This is a genomic window from Desulfurococcus amylolyticus Z-533, from assembly GCF_000513855.1.
GTDB lineage: Archaea > Thermoproteota > Thermoprotei_A > Sulfolobales > Desulfurococcaceae > Desulfurococcus > Desulfurococcus amylolyticus.
The window spans coordinates 404,670-430,092 of the sequence record NZ_KI911318.1; the positions used below are offsets into that span (position 1 = coordinate 404,670).

Consider the following 25,423-nt stretch of genomic DNA (forward strand, 5'->3'; position numbering starts at 1 on the left):
CCATATGCACCCTGAGTTAATCGAGGCATTAAATAAGCAGTTGAACCAGGAACTCAGGAATGCCTACCTCTACTTCTCCATGGCATCCTTCCTCGACTATAAGGGGCTACATGGATTCTCGCACTTCTTCAAGATACAGGCGAAGGAGGAGCTAGAGCATGCCTTAAAAATATACCAGTTCATCAATGATAGAGGGGATATGGTAGTACTCCAGGGGATAGATGCACCCAGGCGTGAGTGGAGGGATATAGTGGAGTTGGCAAGCGATTTCTATAATGCTGAGCGGGAGAATACTGAGAGGATATGGAGATTGATGGATCTAGCCAGGAGACACGGTGATAAAGCATGTGAGGTATTCCTGGAGTGGTTCATTAACGAGCAGGTTGAAGAGGAGAAGAACGCATTAGAGCTCCTGGGGAAAGTTAAAATGATAGGTGACAATATAGGGGCCTTATTAATGCTTGACAGAGTTCTTGCGGAGAGGAAATGATGTATTTAAACAGGGTTGAAAGATTGGGAAGCCTTGGAGTGGGAAAGGGGAAAGTATTTGCAAGCCTCAATCCTAGAGGATTTTTCAAGGGCTCTCTCACTATCCTTAATACTTGAAGCTTCTGCATGGCCTAAGCCAGGCAACGTACATAGGCTTAGGGATAGACCTGATCTAAGGTACGAGGCGTTCCTGGCTACAGGGGTTATGGCCTACAGTTATTTCAGGAGGGGTATTAAACGAGGCTTGAATGGATGGCGTAGCATAGTGCTTGGTGATCTGATCTATGGATTAGTCTCTGACTCCATGAGGAAAACCCCTTCATCCAATACATGCCTTGGCTCCAGTACGCTCTTAATCCCCCTCAGTCTTGGTCTAGGACGCTGTATTGCAAAGGGGATCCCTGGATTAGAGTGTGTGATAGAGGGGGCCATGGAGGCGCTTAACGGGGCTGGTGTGTGGGACACTATATATTACTATAGAGCCGTGAGAACGGCCTCACCAAGCTATCTTAAGCCAAGCGATGACACGGGGGAATATGTAAACATATGGGATCCGCATTACGCTAGGAAACTAGCTGAGAAAAATACTCGGCTAATAGACGTCTTAAAGTATAGTTCTAGAATAGATGTGGTGGCCGATGAGCTGGTTAACGGATATAAACGCTCCATCGCTTCGGAGAGATTTCTTAGAGAGCGATTCAACCTGCATGGTGACTGGAATAGAAGCGTTGTTGAGACATACCTGTACATCCTCATGGAAAACAATGATACAATAGTGTTGTTAAAGCATGGGGCTGGAATGGTAGAATATGTGAAAAAGAGGGCGGAGGATGTTCTCTTAATGGTTCTCAAGGATAATAGTAGCGAGTGGGTGAAACCTGTCATGCTTCTCGATGAGGAATTATACAGGCTTAAAGTAAATCCAGGTGCCATAGCCGATCTCACAGTATCCTCGATAGCTTTATTCCTGTTGAAGAATATTATCCAGGGTGATGCTTTTCTAAAACCTAGTACCGTTTAAACCTCTCCTCTAGATCAACCCTTCCCCGTGGATGATACCCAAGTGCTTCCCAGTATCCATCCCTGTACTCCTCGCTAAGGATTATCCTTGAAACCCATTTAGCGCTCTTCCAGCCGTATAGATGTGGTATTATTAGCCTGGCTGGGTATCCATGCAGGATATCGAGTGGTTTACCATTCATTTCCAACGCTACTATTCCTTTAACCCCGTCACTATACGGGACTATTGTTGTGTACCCGTCGAGGCTCTCCGTGAACATCCATTTCACATTGTGACGTGGAGCCGCTATCTCCATAATCCTTGAGAGCCTGACTCCCGTGAACTCGAGGCCTCCCACGCTCCAGCCTGTTACACAGTGGAAATTCACCCTAAGCGTTTCCACCCCTAGTTCATAGAGGTCTTTCAGTGACAGGCTCACCGGTTTTTCAACGCTCCCAACTACTTCTAAACGCCATCTGGCCACATCTATTGATGGTACTCCGAGTATATTGTATACAATCATGTTAGGTATATATGTTTGCCCAGGGGCTCCGGGCCCCTCCTCATTGTTGGTATGGAGCTCCCTGAGGGGATTATACATATTCTCGAATCTAACCAGGTGAACGTAGCCTCTTGGTATAGTGAATAATATGCGTGAAGCCCTATTGTTTCTCACTACTATACGTACACTTATGTACTCACCACTTGTATCTAACGCTCTGTATTTAAACCTGTACAACATATGTGTGGATCCAATGGATTCATTCGAGTCGAAGACTAGGATTCCCTTCCCAGCATCCTTGAACACGGCTTCTAGGTGTTTTTCAATAATACCTCTTACATCGCTTATATCATTGATAACCGCTGCCTCCTCTATAACACAGTCCACTACTACTTCAACACCTTTACTCTTTAACCCCTCGTTTGCAGTGGTATAGCACTTCAATTCAACCACCTATCGGGTTATAAGTTGTAATAATTTATAATATTATTAATGAGGTGAACTATATGAGCGATGAGCTACCTGATTCATTAAGGCTGAAGCTCTACAAGAAGTATGTTTCAGCAATCACTAGGAAGAGCAGTGAGGTGGATAAAACACGGGTTGAAAAACCCGAGGATGTGGTGTGGAGTAAATTAACGGATGAAAAAGCGAGGGAGCTCATGAATAAGCTTAAAGCACTCTACCCCGATATTTACCAGGTACTCGTTGGAGAGCTATATAAGTTATTGAAGGACGGGGTTTTAAAGGAGCTGGATGGTTTAACCGCGTATAGTATTATAAAGGCTCTAGGACTGAATATACGCCCGGATATAAGGATAAAGTTTGTTAAGGATGGTAAGGAAGTAGATCTCGATGAATACATGAAGTAGAGTATTTTAGAAGAGTAGGGAGGATAGGAAAAAGAGAGCCTTTAACCAAAACTACAGGGAGCTATTTAACACCGTACATCGTTAATGCTAATACAGCCATCTTCGTCCATAAACCGTTCTCTGCTTGTTCATATATGACTGATTTCCTTGGGTTGTCTATTACCTCGTCATCTGCCTCATATCCCCTGAATATTGGGAGGACGTGCATTAATACGCCATGCTTATCCATCAAGTCCATTAGGCTACGTGTCACCTTCCAGTTCTTATACTTCTCATATATCTTTAATTCCTCATCCTTGAATTTACTGTATCCGAGCTTGACTAGTTGTGGGGAAGCCCAGTTCCTCGGGAACACCGCATGCGCACCCCTGACAGCCTCCTCAAGGTTATCAGTGAACTCTATTGTGCTACCATGTTCTCTTGCCAGCTGCTTAGCCTTTTCAACCAGCTCTGGGTCTAGGTCGAAACCTGGTGGTCTAGCCACTACTACATCTACTCCGAAGCGTGGGAACAGTATCATGTCCTCCTGGACGCTGCACCACCCTCTTATCTCAGGGCTGTATGCCCACATTATGACATACTTTTTGCCTTCCGCGTTTCCGAATCTCTCCCTGAAGGTGAATATGTCGGCTAACCCCTGTGTTGGATGGAACTTGTCGTCAGCCATGTTTATTACTGGTATATTTGCTGCGTCAGCCATCTCCCTTATATACGCGTTACCAACTCCATATAGGTAATCTATGGCTTTATCCAGGATTCTAATCCCTAATCCATGGCCATAGACATCGTACATAGCTGCGACATCTTTAACGGCTTCGCCGGCTTTCTCCTGCTTCCCGAAGGCCATGCGTGTCGTTGTTGCATCAATGAATGCTGCATGTCCACCTAGGAATACCATGGCTGACTCGAAGGCTGCCCTCGTCCTCGTTGATGGTGCGAAGAATAACATGTAGAATACCTTTCTCTCTAGGATCTTTGGTAATGCCTCTACACCATAGTAGTGTGCTATCTCTTTGAACTCCTTAGCTAGTCTAAGCGTTATCTCTAATTCCTCATCGCTCCAGTCAAGGGTTGATATTAGATCTCTGCCGCTTAACTCTCTTACTAGGTGTCTTAGGGCCGGCATTGGTTGGACTCACCTTTAATACTACTTTCACCTGGTTAAGGTAATAAATTTTCACGAGGTTTTGTTTAAAACGCCTGGCTGATATAGGTTTTTAAGAAGGTGTGTGAAGTGCGTGGGAGATTAGTCTTAGTTATAGCAATCCTGGTTATTGTCGTGGCAGCTGCCTTATTATATATAGTGCTATCACCAAGGGAATCTATACCTAGGAGGATCGTTGTATACGCGTACAACGATAAGATATCAGGCATAGATCCAAGCATAGAGGATGACACAGGCTTGGTTATCCTGGGCTCAGTATACGAGCCACTGCTCTACTATAACCCCCTTAAAAACGAGTTCAAGCCTGCTCTCGCAGTGAACTGGAGCAGTAATGAGGATGGTACTGAATGGGTTTTCCACTTAAGACAGGGTGTAAAATTCCATGATGGAACACCATTCAATGCCACGGCTGTAAAGATAAGTGTTGAAAGAGCCCGGGATATATATAGGGAGACGGGGAGGGGTCTAGGATATATATGGGACGCAGTTGAGGAAGTCCAGGTGCTCGATGAGTACACAGTTAAATTCAAGCTTAGCTATCCCCAGAGACTAGATATGATCGCGGCTGCAAGCTACGCAGCCTACATATTCTCTCCAAGCGTCCTTGAAAAGAGCTCGGCATCCTCCTACATGGATGAAGCCCTTGAGAAGTGGTTCAACAATGGCAATGATGGTGGCTCAGGACCATATATGATTGTATCCTATCGTCCCGACGCCGAGGTCAGGTTAAAGAAATTCGACGAATGGTGGGGGTGGAGCATAGTTAACAACCCTGATGCACCAGATGAAATAATTATAAAGATACTTACGGAGCCCCAATCCCAGTATAATGGACTTATTGCCGGCGAAATAGATATCGCTTCAAGCGTGCCCCGGGACAACATAGGGGACCTTGTAAACAGGGGGTTCAAGGTATTCAATTTAACTACGTATCACAATTACATAATGTTCTTCAATACGAAGAGGTATCCAACAAATATAACAGAGTTCAGGAAAGCAGTACTCTACATGATAAACCTGGATGAAGCCATGCAACTAGCCATGAAAGGGTACGCTCTCAAGGGAAGCGGTATAATACCTCATAGTTTTCCGGGGCATATAGATAACCTAGTATATGACTATAACATGGAGGAAGCATTAAGATACCTCAATCAATCCGGGGTCACTACCCCTGTAACCATTGAGATACTTTACCAGGTGGACTATGAGGAATTAAAGATCTTTGCTGAGTATCTGCAGTCAAGGCTTAGGGAGATAGGTGTAAACCTGGTGCTTAATCCACAGCCCTGGTCTCAGTTAAAGGATATCGCTAAGGGTATTTGGGAGCACCCGGAGACAACACCGCATATAATTATAGCTGACTGGTGGCCCACCATACCATCCCCATACGACTACCTATACACAATGTTCCATAGTGAGTCAAAGGAGTGGAACTTCGCTGGATACGAGGATCCAGAGTTCGATAACCTGGTTGACACGGCGTTTGAACGCGAGGGAAGTAATTACACGGATGCGATCAACCTTTACAGGGAGGCACAACTTAAACTATATAATGAAGCAATCGCCGTAAATCTATGGGATGAGGTTAAACCGTTTATCTATAGTGGGAAACTGGAGATACCGGAGGAAGCCATGAACCCGCTTTACATGTATGTCGTGTTTTTCCAGTACGTGAAGGTGAAAGCGTAAATTGCCCGTGAGCATAAACTATGTTGTGAAAAGGGTTTTTTGGTGTATCCTAATAGTTTTCGGGATAATTGTTTTTTCATACTTGATCCTCATTTTCTCACCGGGAGATCCGGCTGTTAAATGGGCTGGAAACCCAAGGGGGCCGTATGCCTCAATGGCTATTGAGAAAGCTAGGGAGGAACTTGGACTCAATGATCCATTATACCTGCAGATCGCTAGATTCGTGTATAACGTTTTCAACGGTAATATAGGGGATAGCATCGCCTATAAGCAGCCAGTGCTACCGCTCATCTACTCAAGGCTTCAATCGACACTGGAGCTACTTGTAATCGCGTATGTTATAGCTGTACCGCTGGGAATTTTCCTAGGTATTTACTCGGCGTTGAGAAGGGGTAGTAGGAGCGACTCCTTGATACAGGCCGTCGGCACGATCTTAGCGAACACGCCTACTTTCTGGGTTGCAACGGGGCTCTTCCTAGTGTTTTCGATGTCAGGGATCTCATTATACGGTAGGATTAATACAAGGTTGGCTTTATCAACGGGGTTTCACCCTATAACTGGGTTCTACTTACTTGACAGCCTTATCCAGGGCAACCTACTCGTCTTCATCGATGTCCTACTACGACTACTGCCTCCAGCTCTCGCCGTAGCTGTATACCCGCTTGGAGTATTAATCAGGTTAACGAGAACCCTCATGGCTGAGGCGCTCCTAGAGGACTTCGTAAGAGTGCCTGTTGCATGGGGGGTTAGGAGGGATATAATCATATGGAGATATGCATTAAAGGCATCTATCCCAGGCGTGATACAGATAAGTGGGCTTTCATTCGCATACAGCCTTATTGATGCTATGGTTGTGGAATACACGGTGTTCGGTAGGGAGGGGCTTGGAAATCTATTATACGATGCACTCAACTACTCTGATTTCAGGCTAGCAATAGGCTTAATCACTGTAGTAGCTGTCTTCTACCTTGTGGTTAACACACTAACTGATATAATTCAGGCACTCGTAGATCCAAGGGTGAGGCTATGAACAGTATTGAGGCAAATATTAGGGGTGCAGCATACCTTGTCAGGAAACAGTTTAGGAAGACGAGGTTTAAAACAGGTTTAGCAATAGTGTTGGTGATCACCATTCTAGCTCTACTCTCGCCAATAATAGCTCCGTTCCCAGAGGAGGGCCTAGGCTATATACCGGAGAACGCTGTAGCGAAGGCCAGGCTTCCGCCGAATCCAGTCAATATATTTGGAACCGATACGAGGGGGAGAGACTTATTTTCTAGAGTGCTCTTTGGCGCCGGATCAGCATTGGTTGAAATATTAATCGTCGTTCTCACGAGTCTCTCTATAGGTATAATCATAGGGGTTTCGGCAGCGTACTTTAAAGGTGTCGTGGAACACGTATTGAACTACCTTATTGAATTATTTGTAAGTGTACCAGCAATAATAATAGCCCTGGCTTTGAGACTGGCAATAGGACCCGGCTTATATGTGGTCATACTCGGGTTGATTACAACATGGTGGTCATGGTATGCTAGGGTTACCTATATATATGCCAGAAGCATTGTTGAAATGGATTACGTAGTATTAGCAAGGCTCAGTGGGCTGAACAGTTTAAAGATAATTTATAGGCATGTATTAAGGAACACAATTCCACCCGTCCTAGTACAGGCTGTGACAGATATGGGGAGTGTCCTCTTAGAGGCCACCTCCATAAACTTCATAGGGCTGGGCGTCCCCTTAAACTCGCCCGAATGGGGGGTTATAATGCTTGAAGGCCTCCCAGTTATTACTATCGCGCCATGGATAACTATGTTCCCCGGCATCTTTCTATTGATCACTGCTCTCGGATTCAGCTTAATAGGTGATAGCCTAAGAGAGGAACTGGATCCACGGATGAGGAGGAGGTGGAGGCTGTGGTTCTAGCCGTTAAAGCAGTGGACTTGAAGATAGGTTATATGGATGAGGAGGAAAAGATTTACTGGGCTGTTAGAGGCGTTAGCTTCCAGGTGAGTGAGAGCGAGATATACTGTATTGTCGGGGAAAGCGGTTGCGGTAAATCAACGATCGGTAACGCTATTGCCGGGATTTTACCTTCACATGCTGTGACAAGGGGTAAGCTCTATATATATGATAAAAAGGTGATCGACAACGAGAAAATGGATTACACCGGGATACGAGGCAGGGTTGTCTCATATATACCACAGAACCCCGGAACAAGCTTGAACCCTTATGAGACCATAGAGGAACAGTTCTACCACGTGTTGAGTAGTGTATACGGCTATGATAAGAGGAAGTCTGTTGAGACAGCCAGAAGATATCTCGCAATGGTTGAACTGGATCCCGATAAAGTACTCGATTACTACCCACATGAGCTCAGTGGAGGCATGCAGCAGAGGGCTGCGATAAGTATAGCGCTGGCTACAGGGGCGCGGATAATCGTCGCTGATGAGCCAACCTCCTCATTGGATGCTCACCTCAGGTTGCAATTGATTAGGTTAATGAGGAAGCTGAGGGATACTGTGAGGTTATCCCTAATACTGATAACACATGATCTCGTCTCAGCTGGACGGATATGTGACACCATAGCAGTAATGTATGCTGGTAAAATAGTTGAGGAGGGAAGAGGGAGCCTACTTCTAACCGAGCCTCTCCACCCATATACTCAAATGCTTGTAGACGCGGTTCCAATCCTGGGGTTGAAAAAGCCGTTGAAGAGTATTCCAGGTGAACCACCCCAAGTCGGAGGCGAGATATCGTGGTGTGTGTTTCGTGAGAGATGCCCTGTTGCATTCGAGAAATGCGGTATCCATCCTCCCGAGCTATATATAATGGAGAGGAAGGTCTCATGCTGGAGGTACATGAATCATGGTGCCAGGTGATATCATTAGACTGGAGGATGTCACAGCTGGATATGTTGTTATTAAACAAGGCATTAAGAGCATAACACGAGAGAAGATGGTGGTGTTGAGAAACATTAATCTAAGGATAAAGGATGGAGAGAGAGTTGTAATCATAGGTGAAAGCGGCTCGGGGAAAACCACCCTGCTAAGGGTTATTCTGGGACTACTTAAGCCCTTCAACGGGAGAGTATTTGTCATAGGGAAAGATATATATAGTCTAAAATGGAGGGAGCGAGTGAAAGTATTAAGGCAGATAGGATATGTTTCACAAGACCCCTATAAAGCATTGAATCCAAGTGTAAAGGTTGGAACAATACTGGAGGAACCCCTAGAGGCACTTGGTATAAGTGAACGGGGTTCCCGGGTTAAAGACATCTTAAGACTTGTAAACTTACCTGAGAATGTTCTCAACATGTATCCGATGGAATTGAGCGGTGGAATGAGGCAACGGGTGCTTATAGCCAGGGCTATAATACACGATCCCGAAGTACTCATCCTGGATGAGCCAACCTCAGCGCTAGATGTATCAATGCAGGCCCAGATAGTGAACTTGATAAATGAAATACATAGGAAGCTCGAACTTGCCGTCCTCACTGTTACCCACGACCTCGGTGTTGCACAGTATCTAGCCGATAGAGCAGTGGTATTATATAGAGGCGAAATAATTGAGGAGGGTGATATAGATTCTATAATCAAGAACCCGAGAAACGAGTATACAAGACTACTTGTCTCAAGCTACTAGGTTTAACTACAAAGCCAGTATCTTTTTATGTTGGTAATATTGTCTATGTCGGAGAGATTGCTTCCCCAGGGAAGCATGTAAGCGTTTTGATGAACTGGGCTGTTTCATTGTTGATAACGGGTTGTAGCTAAGAGCCTGCCTAGGCGGTGGGAGCAATGCTCCAAGCCTGGGTTGGTTAAGTCTAGATGGGAGCCCCGTGCCGTTGGGCTCGACAGCCGCCCATGAGCCCACACGGGTACCCAAAGCCCTGTGGGCGAGGCGGAAGTCCCTACACCTGATCATGAACGGATGTAAAGTAATCGAAATGAAGGTGTAGGGACAAACGGAACTTCCTACCACATACACAAAACACCATAGTTTAAACGAGGTGAAGCGATAGGGAGAAGTGATGGGTTTAGGTCTTATATAGGTTTATATAAGCTGGTTTCATTCCTTCATCCTCGTTCCCCCTGTATACTGCTTGGGTTTGCAGAGTGCTTCAGGAATAGATTCATACATGTGATTACATTCTTCAATAAAAGAATTTTGATAGTAAACCCTAGTAAACCTATATGAAAGCAGAAACAGCATACCGAGGCAAAGCAATTAAAAATATTTAGAGGTAATTAAATAACGACGAACAGACCTAAACCCTCTGACATCTTAAGGGTGAGTGTATTAAACGTTCACAATGGGTGGTGAGGAGTGCTTGAGTAGACCGGTGTTTCTATCACCTAGGCAGTATAGAATAGTATCTATATTAGTGGAGAAGAAGGCCATAGACATTAATACTCTTGCTCAATTAATTGAAGGCAGGCCAGAAGATTTGATGAGGGATCTCGCTGAACTAGAGGGAAGGAAGTTAATTAGAATTCTTAAGCAGGCGGTGAAAATACCTGTTTTAACAAGTGAGGCATACTTCTACCTGGAGAAGGGGATGCCAGAGGAACAAGTGTATAGGGTGCTCGGTAAGTGTGTTAATAAACCGCTCAATGAGTTTATTCAGTGCATTAGAGAACATACAGGTATACCAGAGGAAATAGTAAAGATAGGGTTGCAGTACCATTTGAAGTCGAAGTGCCTGGTGGTCTTGAATGGCATAGTTGCCAAGGGGGAGGAAGAAAAGTGTATTGAATTGATGAAAAGTGCTGAGGAAGTTAAGAGGAAACTCGAGTTGATCAGGGATAAGGGCGAGATGCCCTCCGACACAGAGTTACTTAGAAGGAGGCATCTAATAGAGTTGAGGGATAGGACGAGTATCACTGTATTGCCGATGCCGGAGCTCTTAGACCTCTATAGGAATGGATTGGTAAGGGAAAAAGAGGTATTAACCATAGTAAAACCAGCCCTAACCCCCACACTAGATCAATACATTATAAAGGAATTCGATCTCTCAATAGAGCCTCCTGCCATACCTTTGGCTAGAAAGCACCCCTTTATGGAGTTTATAGATGATCTAAGGGATATCCTAACATCGATGGGTTTCGAAGAGGTTAAAGGACCCCATGTAGAGGCTGAGTTCTGGAATTTCGACGTCCTATTTCAAGCACAGGATCACCCGGCTAGGGAGATACATGATACATTCTTCCTGAAGACTGATCTACGGGCTAAGATACCTGCTTGGCTCCTTGAGAGGGCTGGTAGGATACATGAAGAAGGATGGAGGTATAAGTGGAGTCCTGAAAGATCTCTAAGACTAGTCTTAAGGAGCCAGACAACGGCTGTTTCTGCTAGAGCTATATATGAGAGGGGAGAGGGTGAGTACAGGGTTTTCACGATAGATAGGAACTTCAGACCCGAGAACCTTGACGCTAAGCACAGTATGGAGTTCCACCAGTTGGATGGGGTGATCGTGGGCAGGGATGTTAACTTCAAGCACCTTCTATATTTCTTCAAGGAGCTTGCAGCAGCCTTAGGGATAAAGGAGGTCTGGTTTAAACCAGGTTACTTCCCCTTTACTGAGCCAAGTGTTGAAGGATATATTAAACACCCGAGGCTTGGATGGGTTGAGGTGTTCCCCGGGGGTGTTTTCCGACCTGAGGTCATGAATATTCTTGGAGCACCGGGTGTTAGGGCTGTTGCATGGGGTATAGGTGTAGACAGGCTGGCTATGACTGTGCTGGGCTTAAACGATATCAGGCTATTATTTACCAGGGATCTCGACGTGTTGGAGAACATTAAGTATAATGGACTACCATTCTTTAAGTCGAGAACAACCGGTAGAGAGGTAAGGGTTGTAGAGTACCCATACTAGGTAAGGGTTCAGTCTTCATGAGGTTTTTCACATCATTCTTCTACGGTATACACCCGAGTAAATGCTATGGCTACATAGTGAACATAGATCCCCTTCTCCCCCCGGGCAAGTGTGTTTTGAACTGCCCGTACTGTCCTTTACCAATTAGAGAAGTCGTTGGGAAAGGTTATGGTGTAAGAGTCAACATCGATCACTTTAAATCAGTGCTGGAGAAGTATGGTGATGTACTCGCAGAGGTTAAACGCATCAGGATATGGGGATTCGGCGATCCATTCCTAGTTGAGAACCTCAGTGAATTATTAATGGTTCTAAGGGAGTATATGCGTAGTCGTGGCATAGATGGGTCGTTAATATTACACTCCAGCGGGCTAGCACTCCACAGGATGGTGGAGACGAATACAGCTGAATTAATGGATGAGGTTGGAGTGGCCTTTCCATGGTGTATCGGTGAGTATCCTCTTCATGGGTTCGGAGGATTAATTAACCTGTTGCAATCATTTCCCGAGAAAGATAAACTCATTATAGAGGTGCTTGCATATAGGAGGAATAGTGAGATATATCCGGATCCCCTGATGCTTCAAGAACTATCCTCTTGTATTAAGAAAACTGGTGTTAACAGGATACGTGTCAAAACCCTCTCGAGACCCCCATTCAATGAGGAACTCAAACCCGTATCCCGGCGAGTATTAAATGATATCGTGAGGCGTCTAGAGGAGGACGGCTTCGATGTGTCGACGTGTAACATGGATCTACCTCCATTGAGGAGTATTAAGATTAGTGGGCTCTTAGAAGTAATATATAATCACATACTCAGGCTTCCATTGTCAACTAGGGATATATTACAGGTTTACGGTGAAAACGGGCTTATAGCAGTGAAGAATATTGTCGATGAACAAAAAGCTGTTACAAGGGTCTGGGAGAACATATTGTTCTATAGGGGTATACTATAGGATTATTAGTTCTTCACCTGATGACTCAAGAATTCACTAATAACAATTAATCCAGGTTATTTATGAGCTGTGAAATCAGGGAAGGTTCTTGTCCTTGTTGCACCAGGGATAGAATCATGGTTTAAAAAGCAATGGTTAGTTATTTATATAATCCTTGAAAACCCGGTACGGTGATTTCATGAGGATTAGTCCCGTGTTCATAACGAGGTCGTTAATTATAGCGTCCGTCTATACTGCTGTAACCCTGATGCTTGGATACATATCGTATGGTGAACTACAGTTTAGGGTGAGCGATGCAATGATAATATTGCCGTTGATAGTTGGTATGGGTTTAGACGCGGTTGTTGGCTTAACCATAGGTGGGTTGCTTGGAAATTTAGCGAGTCCATTCATACCATGGGACTGGGTCTTTGGACCACTGGCCAATCTAGTCGCTTCAACTATTGTTTACCTGGTTGGGAGAACCAGGCTGAACACTTATGTAAAGCTTGCCGTATCCTCGATACTTGCCTCTCTAGCTATTGCTGTGATAGTGGGATACGAGTTAACAGTGATATATGGGCTTCCAGGGCTAACTATACTCTATATTTTCATAAGCGAGCTAGTCATTATAGGCGTCATAGGTGGATTAGTATATAGGTCTCTCAGGGTGTTTTTTAAGTGAACGAGGTGAGAGGTGTAGATTTATCAATAGGTTATTCGCCGGGTAAACCGTTAATAGAGGATGCAGAGTTCACTCTAGGCCCTGGGCTCCACGTATTGATCGGTGCTAATGGAAGTGGTAAGTCGACGCTGTTGAAGACGATAGCTGGGATAATAAAGCCTTTGAAGGGTAGTGTAGAGGTAAACAGTGTAAATATACATGACATACGTAGGCGGGAAGCAGTAAGGCTTGTAGGATATGTGTGGCAGAATCCTTTCCACGGCTTCATAGAGGCTACTGTTGAAAGAGAGATATCATTCATCACGAGGATGACTGGGGCGCGGGTAAATGGTGAGATACTCTACAGGCTCGTGGATATGGAGTTAATGAATAGAAACCCGTTCACACTAAGCGGGGGAGAGGCTAGGAGGGTTGCGCTTGCAAGCGTTCTCTCAATAGATCAACCAGTATGGTTGCTCGATGAGCCCTTCTCGGATCTAGATTATAACGGCTATCTCATCCTCGCGGAGCTAATAAGGTATGGAGTTAAAAACGGTAAGGTAATCGTTATGACAACACATATTGTTTCACTACTCGATCCACTAGAGCCAAATACTTTTCTATTAATAGACAGGGGCAGGAGACGACTGCTCAAGGGAGACTGGGGGGATTTAACCGATGACCTATTACTTGGGGCAGGCATAATTCCGAGGAGGATTTCATGTGGCACTACTATATGAATCAGTGATGCTGCAGGATAGGGATACATGGCTCAATAGGAAGTGGTTCATCTTATTGAAGCTAATCCTCCTTATTGTTAACATAGCCATCATAGTCCTAGATAATCCCTATATCATCTTATTATTCACCATTATGTATGTGGTCTTCTATGCTAGTATAAGAGCTTTGAAACTAGTTTACTCCGCTCTCTTAATGTATATACCCCCTATCTCGGCTGTTGCATTATTAACATACCTAGCAGGTAATCTCTCCACGCATCACTTGAATCTCTATATATATGGGTTCTCCCTAATCCTCTCCATACTGCTTATCTTCTCAACAAGCAAGCGCGAGGATCTACTTAGGTTGCTATCGAAGATAAGGCTTGATATGGCGTACTCGTTAACCATCAACATATTCGAGGAGCTGAGGCAAATGGCTGACTCTAAGATAGCGCGTGGATGGGAGCCCGGCTTCAACCCATTCAAATACTATGTCATAATAATAGATGCGATAAAATTAACGATAATTAGGTTGCAGGAAGTAGAAGAGGCTTTAAGAGCTCGTGGAATAGAATAGTACATCCTGCCTAAGATGGATTCCAACAGATGATTTAAATGAAGAATGAATAAGGTAAAAAGATATATCCCCGGGTTAAAACTATCTCCTGGAGGCCTCTACGACGAGAGGTACTAGCCGTCCCTTCATGACATCAACTAAGCCTTTATCAGTTATACGTAGATCCGGGATTACTGGCAGAGATACAAGTGCTAGAGTCATAAAGAAAGACTCGAAATCCAGTTGGAAGCGTGTTCTCAAAGTGTTAACCATGTTAAGGTATTCCCTGAATACCTCATCCGGTTCCTTTATACTCATTAATCCAGCCAGCTTTAACTCTATTTCAGATACTATTTTACCATCGTCAACAATGACTATTCCACCCTGAAGCCTCATAACCCTCTCCACGGCAACCATCATGTCCTCCTTGCTCCAGCCTGCTACAATTAAATTATGCGTGTCATGTGCTATTGTCTGTGCTATTGCCCCTGCCTTAAAGCCCAGTCCCTTGATTAGCCCACTGCTATGAGATCCGGTGGCTTTATGCCTGTCTATCACTGTTATATACATTATATCTCTACTTGGATCTGGGAGTACCTTGTGCTCGGAAACCTCTACGTCTAGTATCCTCCACTTGGTGAGGGCTGAGCCTGGTGTAACCTCTATTACGTTGGCCAACACGCTTCCCTTCCTTACCTCTATGCGTGGAGGGATGCTTAGTGAGGAGGGATCCACTCCTATCTTCACGGTGTTTAATGCTTCCTCGGGGTATTGGGCTTTCTTTATTACCTTCTTTAATTCGCCCTCATAGTATATTATAGAGCCATTCGCTATGGTTGTCACAGGTTTTATATGGTCTATTCTCTCCGTGATCACTATGTCACCCAGTCTCCCAGGGGTTATCGAGCCTATCTGATCCTCTAGATGCAGTCTCAACGCTGGATTTATCGTGGCGTATTGGATCGCTTTAACGGGATCGACACCATACTCTATTGCTAGGTTGATTATTCTATCCATATGACCCTTCGTGAATAAGTCGAAGACATTTATATCATCGCTTACGAAGCTACATAGCATACAATCTCTATCCCTCATCAATGGAAGGAGGGCCTTTAGATCCCTCCATGCACTCCCCTCCCTGATGAATATATACATTCCACGTCTGAGCTTCTCTAAGGCCTCCCTGCTGCCGGTTGATTCATGGTCACTCAATATTCCAGCCGCGATGTAAGCATCTAGTTTTTCATCACTGAGGAGCGGTGCGTGTCCATCGATAACCATCCTCCTCTCGCTGGCAGCCTGTATCTTAGATAATACTTCCCGGTTGGCGTTTACAACACTTATGAAGTCCATGACTTCTCCTAAGCCAATGATGCCATCCATGTTTAATGCTTCCTTGACTTCTCTAGAGGACACGATATTACCGGGCGTCTCAAGCATATAGGATGGATCTGTAGCCGGTACACAGCTTGGCACCTCATAGAGTATTTTCAGCGGTAGCTCCCTGGATACTTTGGTGAATATCTCTAGCCCCTTCAACCCGAGGACGTTGACTATTTCATGTGGATCGGCAACCACAGTCGTTGTGCCATGCTTTAAAGCAATCTTGGAGAAACCTATTGGATCCAGCAGGGTTGATTCGATATGTATGTGGAGGTCTATGAAGCCTGGTACAGCATACCTTTTCCTTCCATCTATTACGATGGTCCTCGATGATATATATTTCGAGACATCCGCGATCTCCCCGATCCTAGCTATTCTACGCCCCTTAATTATTATGCTTGCATCCTCTAGTATCTCGCCCGTGGTTGAGGATACAAGGTTTATATTGGTTACCACGATGTCTGCTGGCGTACGCCCCATCGCCGTATTTATTAGTTCGGCTCTTTCATCAGGGTTAAAACTCGCGAAGTAGGATGGCAATCAACCACCTTTAGCCCTTTTTGATGTATTTCTCACTATGCAGGGTTATTAACTTTTATGAAATAAACCAATTATGTGGGTGGGCTATTTGGCGGATATATATATTAGAGGCGGCTGGATAATAACCATGGATTCCTCGAGAAGGATAATTCGTGACGGTGCTGTAGCAGTAGAGGATGGAGAGGTCAGAGCTGTAGGTAAAAGGGAGGTGCTTGACAAGGATTACCGTTATTACTCAGATATAGTAATCAATGCCGAGAGAGACATAGTGATGCCAGGGCTAATCAACACGCATGTACACCTAGCCCAAGGTCTGCTAAGGGCATGCGCAGACTACCTACCTCTAATCCCCTGGTTGAAGGATAGAGTTTGGCCGCTTCAGGGTAACTATAGACCTGAGGAGGCATTAGCATCAGCTAAACTAGTAACCCTTGAAATGATTAAATCGGGGACAACGGCTTTCCTTGAGACAGGGCTGGTGGGACGCTATGGTGTGGATAATATAGTGGAATTCCTACACGGCTCAGGGATAAGGGCTGCTATTGCTAGACATGTAATGGATTTGAAAGGTTATGCATTAGAGGAAAACATCCTGCACGAGGGACTAGTTGAGCCAGGGGACACTAGTTTCAATGACACGCTGAGACTACACAGCAAATATCATGGATGGGATAATAGGATATGGATATGGTTTGGGCCAAGAACCCCTGGAGCCGTAAGCCTTGAACTCTATAGAAAAATCTCTGAGAAAGCCAAGGAGTTGAAGACAGGTATAACAATGCACCTCGCAGAAGTAAGAGATGACGTTGAATACACCATTAAGACATTTGGTAAAAAACCGGTTGAATTCGCTCACTGGCTAGGATTAACAGGGTCAAACGCTGTCCTGGTGCACGTAGTATGGGTTAGCGATGAGGAGATAAGGCTTCTCGGTGAAACCGGTACTTCTGTCAGCCATAATCCATCAAGCAATATGAAGCTGGCTAGTGGGGCAGCCAGGGTCTCGGATATGCTGTCTAATGGGGTTAACGTGGCCTTGGGGACCGATGGTGGTCCAAGTAATAACACGTATGACTTGGTAAGGGAGATGAAGCATGCTGCACTGCTTCAACCCCTTAGAACGCTGAGGGCTGACGCGATAAGGGCTGAGCAGGTCCTTGAGATGGCTACTATAAATGGTGCACGGGCATTAATGATCGGTAATATTACTGGGAGCATAGAGATCGGTAAAAGGGCGGATATAATAGTGATTGACTACTGGAACCCGCATTTACACCCATTAAACAACCCTGTCTCACACATTGTTTATGCTGCCTCGGGACATGATGTAAAACACAGTATTATAGATGGGAGATTAGTAATGTTTGATAGGAAAACACTCACGTTAGACGAGGAGGAGATAATAGAGGAGGCAGAGAAGGCGGCTTGGAATCTGTATAATCGTGCCGGGATATGTGGGAAGCCTGATGTAATATGGCCGCTGGTTTAGCCTTCAATATACAAACAAAAGGGGTTCTGTACACTCTTAATAGACAAATTTAATCACTGATTCATAAACTATAACACAATATTTTTAATTGAAACAATAGTTTAAAACTGGTATATTTTTATCACAATCTTTATACATTCATATCGATTGGAAACAGTGATTGAGTAATAGTTATTAATCATATTTTATATCAAACATAAACGTGTTCAGTGGGAACTGTTTTTACAAAACATAAAGTTTAAATATGGCAACATACTAAATAAAGTAAACGAAGGAATGGAGGGAAAGGGAATGCCCGAGAAGCTAAAGTTCTTCGATCTAAAGGCGAAGAAGTACTTCGAGACAGACCAGTATGAGGTTGTAGTGAAGGAGACCAAGAGGGGCAAGATAAAGATAGCCTTCGCTGTCAGCCCCTATTCCGGCAAGAAGTTTGCCAGAATCCTTGGTCCAGCAAAGTAGGCTTGATGAATACTCTAAGGAATAAAAATAAATTATTTATTTTTTAATTACCGTTACCTCGTAATCCTAATTCTTTAGCTATGTACCAGTGCAGACTTCTGTAGGTGGTTTTGATTTAAGCGACTCTTTTAGAGAAACTATTTTCTCCAGGGCCTCGATAAAGTAGTCCACTTCTTCTAATGTATTATATATATAGTAGCTTGCCCTCACAGTACCCTTTAATCCAAGCCTATAGTGTAATGGATGTGCACAATGCATTCCAGTTCTCACAGCTATACCGAATAAGTCGAGTGCCGAGCCGACTGTGTGGTGGTTTAACCCCTTTATATTGAATGCTATTACACCAGTCTTATCGCGTGGATTGCGTGGACCATAATATTCCACATCCTCGATCTCACCAAGCCTCTTCAATGTGTATTCAACTAATGCTTTCTCGTGTTCACGCACATTCTCCATACCTATTTTCAACAGGTAGTCTACTGCAGCACCTAATCCAATGCCCCCTGCTATATTAGGTGTACCTGCTTCAAACCTCCATGGTAGGTCATGCCATACTACATTATCCAATGTGACATCCTTGATTGTATCTCCACCGACTTTAAATGGATGCATTGATTCGAGGAGCTCTTGTCTACCCCATAGGACACCTATCCCGGTGGGACCGAGCATTTTATGCCCGCTAAAAGCGAGGAAGTCTATTTCAAGCTCCCTTATATTTGTCGGGAGATGGGGGACGCTTTGAGCTCCGTCGGCAACAACTATTGCCCCAACACTATGGGCCAACCTAGCTATCCTTCGTGAATCATTTATCGTTCCTAGGACATTGCTTGCTATAGGGAAGGCTACTACGCGTGTTTTCTCGGTGATAAATTCCTCTAGCAGTTCATACTTTAAGTATCCATCATTGGTTATATCGATATATTTCACCTTGGCATTCTTGAGCTTTGCTATCAGTCTCCATGGAAGCATACTGCTATGGTGATCCATAACTGTTAATATTATCTCATCGCCCTCCCTGAGATTCCATAGTCCCCATCCATAGGCAACTATGTTCAATGCCTCGGTAGTATTACTACAGAAAATGATCTCTCTCCACGAGTAGGCGTTAATGAACTTGGCTATCTTCTCATGTGCTTCCTCATACATCTGGCTAGCCTCTTGGCTCAGAGTGTGGAATCCACGGTGCACATTAGCGTTGTGATACATGTAGAAGTCTCTGATAGCGTTGATCACCTGGATAGGCTTCTGAGTTGTCGCGGCGTTATCGAAGTAGACCAACTTCTTACCGTTGACCTCTCTGTTAAGGATGGGGAAATCCTTACGTATTTCCTCCGGGTCAAACATCCATGACACCTATTAAATGACATAACAATAGCCCTAAATATAGCTGACATTCTCCCTCGTTATAAAGGATGAGGCTTTCACTTATAAAAACAATGATTCAACCAGCTAGGGACCTATGATCCCCGGGATCCTTGGATGAGGAGACGCGTATGCTACATGTCGAAGTCTGTGGATGTATTTCACCAGTCTCTCGACACCCATACCCCATCCACATGAGGGTTGTATTGCCCCCGCTTTAGCCAGCTCGAGGAACCACCTGTATTTCTCAAGTGGTTCTCCATGATACTTTATTCTTTCAACTAGTTTCTCATACCTATACTCCCTGCATCCACCATCCAGTACTTCACCTGCATGGCCTGGTAGAATCAGGTTGTAGTCTATATTATATCCCGGTTTCTCGGGATCCGGCATATAATAGAAGCCCCTGCTTACTGTGGGGAAGCCGTGTAACCACACTGGGGTCCCATACATATCTCCTAGTACTGCCTCGGCCTCGAAGCTTATTTCCTTACCGTGTTCAAGTCTATACCCTTTTCTCTCCAACAACCCTAGTGCTGAGTCATAGTCTATCCTAGGGTAGGGTGGTTTTGTAATAGTCTTCTCTAGGAAATCTACCTGATCGTATGTTAGGAGCTCGCTGTAATGGTTAAGCATATATCTCACTGTTTTATATAGTGTTTCCTCAGCCAGCCTCATCATATCGCTGGCTGTGGTTATAGAGGCTTCGACATCCACTTGAGTGAACTCGACTAGGTGTCTCCCAGTATACATGTTTTCAGGTGGCTCTATTCTAAGGTTCCTGGCTACGTAATATATCTTCCCGAGTAGTGATGCATATAATTGTTTATACATGATGACACTACTTTGTACCTCATATGTCTCACCATATATTTTGACGATGGCCTTTTCCGCTCCCCGCAGACCTGGATCGCTTACATAACCTATTATTGGGGCTGACAATTCCGTGAAGCCGTGCTTATCAAGTATACGTCTCATGGTCCTCAATACTATAGAGTATGTTTTAACAACCCGTAGTATTTCAGGGCGTCTAATATATATGGGGTAGTTTCTCACATACTCGGCCGGATCCAAGGGTACGTTATCCACGCATATTTTCGCGGGCTCTAATGGTTTGTGGAGAACCTTGAAGTCTTTCACCTTCAATCCCTGCTCAGTTAGCACCCCGGTTATTAATACTGTTGACTCACATGGTAGTGAAGTAATATCCCTAGCCTTCTCACCCAGGATTCGTACCTCTTTCTCGCCTGTGGCATCTCTTACAAGGATTCTCGAGGAGTCGAGGGGTTTTATTCTTGCATATATGGCTATTTCTTCATCTAAGAATAGTTTATGCACAGGGATTTTTAGACTACGTGTTAAATAACATCCCTTTCACCTATTGAGCACATAATATCCTCTGGATGGTTTTTAAATCTTTATAGATATAAACCCGAATAGATGTGGGAACCAATGAACTGTCCAAGAGGTAACTCTCGTCCTTCAGGGCGGGGGGTCAGACTAAGACATATATATCATTATTGATCAAGAGGGTGTATATGATTTAACCACGGATCCCCCCATTAAAGTGTAGACCTCCACATGGTTCTTCAAGGGTGTTGACGATATCTTTGGTATAAGTATTTCATCCACCTGGAATATCCCAGCTCGCTCCGTCATATTCACGTTTATTCTTACAGAGAATCTCTCTGAGGGAAGTATTTCAACGGATTTTATGCTAAGCGCTGAAACACTATGTATGGAGATACCTCCGAGCCTATAGGGTACCCTCGCCCTTCCCTCAGCCATATCAACGCCATCACCTACTTTAACGCATCCAGCCTCATAGGTGAGGCATTCTACGTCATAGCTTGTACAATATATTGCATGCGCTATCTCCTGCCTTAACTTAGTCCTGGTTAGTTGATCCGTGATCAACTTCTCAAGAACCCTCTCGATGATTGGTATAGCCAGTAGGGCCCCAATCCTTTCATGCATGTCCCTATGGATGCTATTACCTATATCATGAAGCAACGATCCGATTAATGGTATAAGCCACGTGTATTCAATATTATCCACGACTCCATCCTTTAATAGGGAAGGCTGAACTCCTTTGGAGAGAAGTAACTGGTATATGTAGAGTGATGCACCAGCGGCTATATGTGCATGCACCGATCCATGATCATTATATTTCAAGCGGTTTACAGCCATGACATTAGCCATGTTCCATAATGCCTGAACCTCTGGATCATTTACTAATAGTGTATATGCCTGTTTAAGGAAGGGATTTCCAGATAACATGGATTCGATGAGTTTCGGGTTAACTAAAACCATCACTTATCCCTTTACCGTGTTTCCATGTAAATAGTAAATAAACCCTTAATAAATTACTTACATAGATATTTACATGATATGCTTCTAAAGGTGTACCCTGTGTCATTGGTCACAATAAGGCTGGCTAAGCCAGGCTTACTCAACGGTGTCAAGACACGATTTTACGCCTGGGATAATGGTAATCCACCCAAGGGGCTTAACGGACTACACCCCTTAGCTGAGGTGATCAGCCCACGTATAGATTTCACATGGTTTGAGAAGCTGCATGAGAAAATCACCTCAGAAAAATTTATCGCCGAATTCAAAGGCTTTATTAAGATAGATGTACCCGGAGTATACAGGTTCTACGTGGTTTCAGACAACGGTGTTATATTCTCCGTTGGCGATAAAACACTTATTGATACATGGTCCAGCCAGGAGTCTCGGATACATAGTAGTCCCGAGATAAGGTTGAATAAGGGTTTCAAAAGGATAATACTGCTCTACTATAACAGGGCTAGACACAGCGAGGTAAGGCTTGGATGGGTGAAACCAGGGGGTAGAGTAGAGGTAATCCCGGATGATAGATACTATTTCTCGATCGGTGAGCATGTATTCATTACTGGGTTACCCGACGGCTATGTGGTGAGGATGCTGCCATTAAAGGATACATCATCAGAGAAGACATGTGTCTCCTTAATGAATATATGCATGGTGGAGGTACCGTGGAAAGAACAACCGCTTGAAGCCTATGTAAGCATATATAATAGAGAAGGAAAAGTATTCGCCAGGTTCTCCGAGCCACTGGTATTCTTTGGTGGTGACGAATATATCGTTGAATACCTTGGGGGCAACCAACATTAATATTGTTTGCTCACATCAAAAATAACACGCACTAGGGATCTATCAGGGGTATCAGGCTTGAATGAGGTCCCCATGTTAATGTTGTTAATAGGTATAGGTATTCTTGTACAGGTGGTTTTCAAACGGATCCTGGGATTAGACGAGCTCTTCGAGAGAATATTGAAAAAGCTTGTTGATTTCATCTACTATTTACTAATACCCCTGGCATTCACAAAGACCTATACCGAGAGAGGTGTCATGGTGAATGATTTATGGTTGATGGCTTCATTCATAATATTTCTAGTTATCTCCATGACATCCCTAAGACTTATCGTTAGGCACGGAAGTAAAGACTATTATAATGCATTACTTATCACATCTATATTTCCCAACGCAGTCTTCCTCGGTTTCCCGGTTTCACTTGCATTATTTGGTTCCATACATGTTGCATCCATATATGGTCTTGCAACACTAGTCCTTAATGTCGTGGCACCGGACATCATCGCACTGGGTAAAGCCTCGCTGATAAGGCTCATTGAAATGCCGGCGCTGCTAGGCTTTATCATAGGGTTGATTGGACACTACCTGTTCCCTCCGGGATTAGCTGAGATCATCATTAACACATTGTGGTGGGCACCCTACGCATTAAGTTATACAGCTACAATGATCCTGGGAGCTAGGCTGCCGCTAAGAGTGGATGTACTGCGGGGAAATATTAAGTTCATAGCGTTCACCTCTATATATAGGTTCATGATTGCACCATTAGTCACATATATAGTATTGTTTATACCTGGAGTGGATTGGAGTATTGTTACACAGGCCATTGTTGTCTCAATGATGCCTCCCGCCGTGTTAAATACCCTGATTGCAAGCAAGTATGGATGGATGCCTGAATTAGTTGCATCCACCACATTTATTCTGACATTAATAGTGGTTCTATGCCTCCTCTTTACCAACTTATTGTTTTAATTATCCAGAACTGAGAAGGGCCCTCCGTTATTTGCTTTTTAGACACCATTTCCAGCCTATGGTCTTTCTAGGTCTCCATGGGCTGGTTCACCACGGCTTCAGGTATGCTTTTTCCACCAGTTCCTTCACGTTGTAAATCACTATACGGAATTACTGCTCGGGGCTAGTGGTCTCAGGGACTCCCCGATACATTCATAAATACTATCTACGTACCTATATGTAGTCAGAATTACAAGTTTCACCAGCCCTACAAAACCCTTAAAAACCTACAAACTAGAAAAGCATAGTATCCTTTTGCTTAGAGCCCTTGGCTGTTGTTTTGGTTTTTATATGGGCTTGTATTGGTTGGTGTTGTTTGCTGCTGTGAAGAGTTTATTATAATAAGGTGAGGGGCTGAGGACACCTCCAAAGAAACCCGGGATACAGGGTCTCAGAATACCCCTCAACACCCCTAAGCCAGATGAAGGGACAACACAGCCAACATAAACTTAATATCAGACCCTGAACCCCCCTTTCTAAACGGCTTACTCGAGTTCCTCAACAACTATTGGGACTTCTATCTTGAATAACTTGCCTCCTCTAATTATCTCCAGCTGAATAACGCCATTATCTATGCTCTCCTCTATAGTCTCCTTTAACTCACTGGTTTTCCTCACTGGTTTTCCATTAACCGCTACTATTACATCTCCCTCCCTAATGCCCATTCTATAAGCTGGCATACCTGGCACAACCCTTACAACTAACAATCCTTCCTTTACTGGTAGCCTATATATCGAAGAAGTGGTTGGGTTTAATGGTGCTACGTAGACCCCTATCCATGCTCTCAGCGGTCTACCATATTTTCTAATGATCTCTATGAAACGCTTCACCGTGTTCACCGGTATGGCGAACCCGATTCCCTGTGCATAAGGTATTATTGCAGTGGCTACCCCGATAGCCTCTCCATTCAAGTTCACGAGTGGCCCTCCGCTATTACCTGGGTTTATTGCGGCATCTGTCTGAATGAGGTCCTCTAGTATTACTTCACCACTTGAAAGAGTTCTTCCAACCGCGCTTATTACTCCTAGTGTGACACTGGGACCTGGTAATCCTAGTGGAGACCCTATGGCTAATACTATTTCACCGGGCTTAACCATGTTAGAGTCTCCTAGCCTTATTGGTACACCATGTTTCTCAGTCCTTAGGAGAGCTAGGTCCCTGCTTGGGTCTATGGCTACTATTTCAGCCTCACTAATATATCCATCACTAAACATTATCTTGATAACTGATGCATTTCTAACCACATGCGCATTAGTTACTACCAGGCCCTCTGAAACAATGAAGCCTGATCCATAGCTTCTAGCCTGTTCCTGACTGAAGAAGAATGGAATTGGATAAGATATTTGAGTAGCTATGGTTACCACTGACGACTCTATCTCCTCAACCATTCTAGTTAGCTTCACGGATAACTCGTAGGGATCCATTATAGATCACTAGTATAAAATCAGGGTGAAATAATTAAAATACCTTATTCTTTATTAAGTGTTTCTCACCTATCGTGGCTTTTACAACTGAAAGCCTCGTCCTTGTCCTTTATGGCGGGAATGGAGTGTTTATTAGGTTTTAGTGCTTGCACTATAGCTG

Annotated in this window: 24 protein-coding genes; 17 read left to right on the plus strand and 7 right to left on the minus strand. The window is 44.2% G+C overall.

Going from position 1 to position 25,423, the window contains the following annotated elements; translation table 11 throughout:
- The first annotated feature begins 4 nt into the window (after nucleotides 1–4).
- Nucleotides 5–490: a ferritin gene (locus tag SPHMEL_RS02240; RefSeq protein WP_012607894.1), complete on the plus strand. Its 486-nt coding sequence runs from the start codon at nucleotides 5–7 to the stop codon at nucleotides 488–490.
- Between the two features lie 57 nt (nucleotides 491–547).
- Nucleotides 548–1,510, plus strand: coding sequence for a triphosphoribosyl-dephospho-CoA synthase (locus SPHMEL_RS02245; RefSeq protein ID WP_012607895.1), 963 nt, complete (start codon nucleotides 548–550; stop codon nucleotides 1,508–1,510).
- On the opposite strand, the gene SPHMEL_RS02250 is transcribed toward SPHMEL_RS02245, so the two are convergent.
- The gene (locus tag SPHMEL_RS02250) at nucleotides 1,497–2,444 is read right to left on the minus strand and encodes a molybdopterin-dependent oxidoreductase (RefSeq protein WP_084322090.1); all 948 of its coding nucleotides are present in this window, start codon (nucleotides 2,442–2,444) and stop codon (nucleotides 1,497–1,499) included. The two genes, SPHMEL_RS02245 and SPHMEL_RS02250, sit on opposite strands and share 14 nt — an antisense overlap.
- A gap of 53 nt (nucleotides 2,445–2,497) precedes the next feature.
- Here SPHMEL_RS02250 and SPHMEL_RS02255 point away from each other — a divergent pair, with 53 nt between their 5' ends.
- Nucleotides 2,498–2,863, plus strand: a complete 366-nt coding sequence (locus SPHMEL_RS02255; protein ID WP_042667126.1) for a hypothetical protein — start codon at nucleotides 2,498–2,500, stop codon at nucleotides 2,861–2,863.
- A 61-nt stretch (nucleotides 2,864–2,924) separates the two neighbouring features.
- Here the strand turns inward: SPHMEL_RS02255 and SPHMEL_RS02260 are convergent, their stop codons facing one another.
- Nucleotides 2,925–3,989, minus strand: a complete 1,065-nt coding sequence (locus tag SPHMEL_RS02260; protein WP_042667127.1) for an ornithine carbamoyltransferase — start codon at nucleotides 3,987–3,989, stop codon at nucleotides 2,925–2,927.
- 108 nt (nucleotides 3,990–4,097) lie between these two features.
- On the opposite strand from SPHMEL_RS02260, the gene SPHMEL_RS02265 reads away from it, so the two are divergent.
- The 10 genes from SPHMEL_RS02265 to SPHMEL_RS02310 all read left to right on the plus strand — a co-directional run bounded on the left by SPHMEL_RS02265 (nucleotide 4,098) and on the right by SPHMEL_RS02310 (nucleotide 14,484).
- Complete coding sequence (locus SPHMEL_RS02265) at nucleotides 4,098–5,717, plus strand: ABC transporter substrate-binding protein (RefSeq protein ID WP_012607899.1); 1,620 nt, start codon at nucleotides 4,098–4,100, stop codon at nucleotides 5,715–5,717.
- 1 nt (nucleotide 5,718) lies between these two features.
- A complete protein-coding gene (locus tag SPHMEL_RS02270; protein ID WP_042667128.1) occupies nucleotides 5,719–6,747 on the plus strand; it encodes an ABC transporter permease in 1,029 nt (342 codons plus the stop codon).
- Nucleotides 6,744–7,640: an ABC transporter permease gene (locus SPHMEL_RS02275; RefSeq protein ID WP_012607901.1), complete on the plus strand. Its 897-nt coding sequence runs from the start codon at nucleotides 6,744–6,746 to the stop codon at nucleotides 7,638–7,640. The genes SPHMEL_RS02270 and SPHMEL_RS02275 overlap by 4 nt, the downstream gene beginning before the upstream one ends.
- Entirely contained in the window at nucleotides 7,631–8,596 is a 966-nt protein-coding gene (locus SPHMEL_RS02280) for an ABC transporter ATP-binding protein (protein ID WP_042667129.1), read from the plus strand. The genes SPHMEL_RS02275 and SPHMEL_RS02280 overlap by 10 nt, the downstream gene beginning before the upstream one ends.
- On the plus strand, nucleotides 8,583–9,359 hold the full coding sequence (locus SPHMEL_RS02285; protein WP_042667131.1) for an ABC transporter ATP-binding protein: 777 nt from the start codon (nucleotides 8,583–8,585) through the stop codon (nucleotides 9,357–9,359). Before SPHMEL_RS02280 ends, SPHMEL_RS02285 begins: the two co-directional genes overlap by 14 nt.
- Before the next feature lie 670 nt (nucleotides 9,360–10,029).
- Nucleotides 10,030–11,592, plus strand: coding sequence for a phenylalanine--tRNA ligase subunit alpha (pheS, locus tag SPHMEL_RS02290; RefSeq protein WP_042667133.1), 1,563 nt, complete (start codon nucleotides 10,030–10,032; stop codon nucleotides 11,590–11,592).
- A gap of 17 nt (nucleotides 11,593–11,609) precedes the next feature.
- Nucleotides 11,610–12,542: a radical SAM protein gene (locus tag SPHMEL_RS02295; RefSeq protein WP_042667135.1), complete on the plus strand. Its 933-nt coding sequence runs from the start codon at nucleotides 11,610–11,612 to the stop codon at nucleotides 12,540–12,542.
- Nucleotides 12,543–12,720: 178 nt separating this feature from the next.
- Entirely contained in the window at nucleotides 12,721–13,206 is a 486-nt protein-coding gene (locus tag SPHMEL_RS02300) for a QueT transporter family protein (protein ID WP_042667136.1), read from the plus strand.
- On the plus strand, nucleotides 13,203–13,925 hold the full coding sequence (locus SPHMEL_RS02305) for an ABC transporter ATP-binding protein (protein ID WP_042667137.1): 723 nt from the start codon (nucleotides 13,203–13,205) through the stop codon (nucleotides 13,923–13,925). Before SPHMEL_RS02300 ends, SPHMEL_RS02305 begins: the two co-directional genes overlap by 4 nt.
- Nucleotides 13,909–14,484, plus strand: coding sequence for an energy-coupling factor transporter transmembrane component T family protein (locus tag SPHMEL_RS02310; RefSeq protein WP_042667139.1), 576 nt, complete (start codon nucleotides 13,909–13,911; stop codon nucleotides 14,482–14,484). The genes SPHMEL_RS02305 and SPHMEL_RS02310 overlap by 17 nt, the downstream gene beginning before the upstream one ends.
- Nucleotides 14,485–14,565: 81 nt before the next feature.
- Here SPHMEL_RS02310 and ade read toward each other — a convergent pair whose 3' ends face one another.
- Nucleotides 14,566–16,326 (minus strand): adenine deaminase, encoded by a 1,761-nt coding sequence (gene ade, locus SPHMEL_RS02315; RefSeq protein WP_232216802.1) that lies wholly within the window; start codon nucleotides 16,324–16,326, stop codon nucleotides 14,566–14,568.
- A gap of 148 nt (nucleotides 16,327–16,474) precedes the next feature.
- Here ade and SPHMEL_RS02320 point away from each other — a divergent pair, with 148 nt between their 5' ends.
- Entirely contained in the window at nucleotides 16,475–17,875 is a 1,401-nt protein-coding gene (locus SPHMEL_RS02320) for an amidohydrolase family protein (RefSeq protein ID WP_042667142.1), read from the plus strand.
- Nucleotides 17,876–18,166: 291 nt separating this feature from the next.
- Entirely contained in the window at nucleotides 18,167–18,334 is a 168-nt protein-coding gene (locus SPHMEL_RS07405; protein WP_014767131.1) for a hypothetical protein, read from the plus strand.
- Between the two features lie 78 nt (nucleotides 18,335–18,412).
- On the opposite strand, the gene SPHMEL_RS02330 is transcribed toward SPHMEL_RS07405, so the two are convergent.
- From SPHMEL_RS02330 to SPHMEL_RS02340, 3 genes are all read right to left on the minus strand, one after another.
- Nucleotides 18,413–19,678 carry an aminotransferase class V-fold PLP-dependent enzyme gene (locus SPHMEL_RS02330; protein ID WP_042667145.1) on the minus strand — a complete coding sequence of 422 codons (1,266 nt, stop codon included), beginning with the start codon at nucleotides 19,676–19,678 and terminating at the stop codon, nucleotides 18,413–18,415.
- Nucleotides 19,679–19,783: 105 nt separating this feature from the next.
- On the minus strand, nucleotides 19,784–21,034 hold the full coding sequence (locus SPHMEL_RS02335) for an asparagine synthetase A (RefSeq protein WP_042667146.1): 1,251 nt from the start codon (nucleotides 21,032–21,034) through the stop codon (nucleotides 19,784–19,786).
- Between the two features lie 186 nt (nucleotides 21,035–21,220).
- Nucleotides 21,221–22,009: a phosphohydrolase gene (locus SPHMEL_RS02340; protein WP_042667148.1), complete on the minus strand. Its 789-nt coding sequence runs from the start codon at nucleotides 22,007–22,009 to the stop codon at nucleotides 21,221–21,223.
- A 99-nt stretch (nucleotides 22,010–22,108) separates the two neighbouring features.
- Here SPHMEL_RS02340 and SPHMEL_RS02345 point away from each other — a divergent pair, with 99 nt between their 5' ends.
- Together SPHMEL_RS02345 and SPHMEL_RS02350 are read left to right on the plus strand one after the other, a co-directional pair.
- Entirely contained in the window at nucleotides 22,109–22,852 is a 744-nt protein-coding gene (locus tag SPHMEL_RS02345; protein ID WP_232216722.1) for a PA14 domain-containing protein, read from the plus strand.
- Nucleotides 22,853–22,909: 57 nt separating this feature from the next.
- Complete coding sequence (locus tag SPHMEL_RS02350; RefSeq protein ID WP_232216723.1) at nucleotides 22,910–23,800, plus strand: AEC family transporter; 891 nt, start codon at nucleotides 22,910–22,912, stop codon at nucleotides 23,798–23,800.
- A gap of 524 nt (nucleotides 23,801–24,324) precedes the next feature.
- On the opposite strand, the gene SPHMEL_RS02355 is transcribed toward SPHMEL_RS02350, so the two are convergent.
- Nucleotides 24,325–25,263: a S1C family serine protease gene (locus SPHMEL_RS02355; protein ID WP_012608101.1), complete on the minus strand. Its 939-nt coding sequence runs from the start codon at nucleotides 25,261–25,263 to the stop codon at nucleotides 24,325–24,327.
- Nucleotides 25,264–25,423: the final 160 nt, after the last annotated feature.

Excerpts from the sequence above, each read along its gene's own strand:
- ade (WP_232216802.1), bottom strand. The coding sequence starts at position 16,326 with ATGGGGCGTACGCCAGCAGACATCGTGGTAACCAATATAAACCTTGTA.
- SPHMEL_RS02340 (WP_042667148.1), bottom strand. The coding sequence starts at position 22,009 with ATGGTTTTAGTTAACCCGAAACTCATCGAATCCATGTTATCTGGAAAT.
- SPHMEL_RS07405 (WP_014767131.1), top strand. The coding sequence starts at position 18,167 with ATGCCCGAGAAGCTAAAGTTCTTCGATCTAAAGGCGAAGAAGTACTTC.
- SPHMEL_RS02260 (WP_042667127.1), bottom strand. The coding sequence starts at position 3,989 with ATGCCGGCCCTAAGACACCTAGTAAGAGAGTTAAGCGGCAGAGATCTA.
- SPHMEL_RS02300 (WP_042667136.1), top strand. The coding sequence starts at position 12,721 with ATGAGGATTAGTCCCGTGTTCATAACGAGGTCGTTAATTATAGCGTCC.
- SPHMEL_RS02275 (WP_012607901.1), top strand. The coding sequence starts at position 6,744 with ATGAACAGTATTGAGGCAAATATTAGGGGTGCAGCATACCTTGTCAGG.
- SPHMEL_RS02295 (WP_042667135.1), top strand. The coding sequence starts at position 11,610 with ATGAGGTTTTTCACATCATTCTTCTACGGTATACACCCGAGTAAATGC.
- SPHMEL_RS02285 (WP_042667131.1), top strand. The coding sequence starts at position 8,583 with ATGGTGCCAGGTGATATCATTAGACTGGAGGATGTCACAGCTGGATAT.
- SPHMEL_RS02330 (WP_042667145.1), bottom strand. The coding sequence starts at position 19,678 with ATGTTTGACCCGGAGGAAATACGTAAGGATTTCCCCATCCTTAACAGA.
- SPHMEL_RS02240 (WP_012607894.1), top strand. The coding sequence starts at position 5 with ATGCACCCTGAGTTAATCGAGGCATTAAATAAGCAGTTGAACCAGGAA.
- SPHMEL_RS02255 (WP_042667126.1), top strand. The coding sequence starts at position 2,498 with ATGAGCGATGAGCTACCTGATTCATTAAGGCTGAAGCTCTACAAGAAG.
- pheS (WP_042667133.1), top strand. The coding sequence starts at position 10,030 with ATGGGTGGTGAGGAGTGCTTGAGTAGACCGGTGTTTCTATCACCTAGG.
- SPHMEL_RS02355 (WP_012608101.1), bottom strand. The coding sequence starts at position 25,263 with ATGGATCCCTACGAGTTATCCGTGAAGCTAACTAGAATGGTTGAGGAG.